This window comes from Brevundimonas sp. CURTG3B2_SDJG (assembly GCF_057364705.1).
In genome coordinates this window covers 1-1,359 of record NZ_JBNFOJ010000478.1, presented here as the reverse complement: position 1 = coordinate 1,359, position 1,359 = coordinate 1, and the positions used below count along the sequence as shown (strand labels likewise).

The 1,359-nt window shown below is 73.0% G+C and carries 1 protein-coding gene; it reads right to left on the bottom strand.

Annotation, left to right across the window (positions count from 1 at the left end; all coding sequences use genetic code 11):
* The coding region (locus AC2W7C_RS18005) for an MFS transporter (RefSeq protein ID WP_486002582.1) at positions 1 to 1,180 on the bottom strand (1,180 nt) is incomplete at its 3' end.
* Positions 1,181 to 1,359: the final 179 nt, after the last annotated feature.

The window sequence follows — 1,359 nt, the reverse complement described above, 5'->3', positions numbered from 1 at the left end:
CCGCCGCGGCCAGCAGCACGGCGTTGGCGACGAACGGCGCCGCCTCGCTGGCCTCGTAGAGCGCCACCCCGATGACCGGCGGCCCCAGGAAGCTGAGGCCAGCCAGCGACATCATCAGCCCCGCCACCGCGCCCTGCTCCGCCGGCCCGACGGAGAGCGAAGACCCGGCGGTGAAGCCCGGGCGGGCGAAGCCGACCCCCATCGACACCACCGCATAGCCGACGACCACGCCGTAGTAGCCGGGCGAGGCGATGCTCATCAGATTGCCGACCAGGGCCAGGGCCGCGCCCCAGCGCATCAGATCGCGCGGCTGGAGCTTGAGCAGGGGGATCAGGCCCCACTGGGCCATCAGGGTGGCCGCGGCGCCGGCCAGCATGGCGATGCCGATGAAGGGCTGGGCGTCGCGGGCCTGGACGCCCGTGACCGCCATTTCATCAATGATGTGGAAGCCCAGGACCGAGATGTTGATCGCTTGCGCCCCCGTGACCAGCAGGCCGTACAGCAGGTAGTCGCGCACCCGCGGATCCTTCCACAGCCCCTTGCCGGCGTCGCCGCGATGGCCGCTGGGCGAAGGGATGCGGACCACTTCGCCCGACGGCAGTCGGCGCCAGACCACGAGCAGGACGACCGCCCCGCAGGCCGCAAAGGCGTACATGGGGCCGGCCAGGCCGACGAGCGGCAGGACGAAGAAGGGGGCCAGGGCCGGGCCGATGACGGTCCCCAGGCCCTGGGCCGAGGCCAGCAGGGACATGGCCTGGGTGCGCTGCTCGGGCGAGGTGCGGTCGGCCACATAGGCCTGGGAGGCGATGGGCGCGGCCGAGCCGAAGACGCCATAGACGGTCCGCGCCACCGCCATCAGCACGAAGGCGAAGACCGGGCCCAGCCAGTGCTCCAGCCCCGAGGTGGCGGCCAGGCCGAAGCCGGCCATGGAGACGACGAAGCCGCCCAGGCCGACCTGGATCACGCGCTTGCGGCCCAGGGTGTCGGACAGCCGGGCCCAGAAGGGCGAGGCCAGGGTCCACATCAGGGCCGAGATGGCGAAGGCCGCCGAGACCAGGGTGTCCATCAGGCCGAACTCGCGGCCGATGGCCGGCAGGACCGACTGCAGGGCCATGTTGCCCGCCGCCGCGATCAGGCTGACGGCGAACAGGATGGCGAAGGCGGGCGAGCGCAGGTTCACGCCGCAGACCCTAGACCCGGCGCGGGCTTGCGCGAAAGGCCCGGCTGCGGTCACGTGGCGGCTTCCGCCCAAGGGGACCCGTCATGACCGCACGCCGACTGATCGCCGCCTCTCTTCTGGCGCTCGCCTGCTCGGCCGGGCGCGGCCGCCGCCCAGGTCCCCCCTGGCCCGCATCGAGG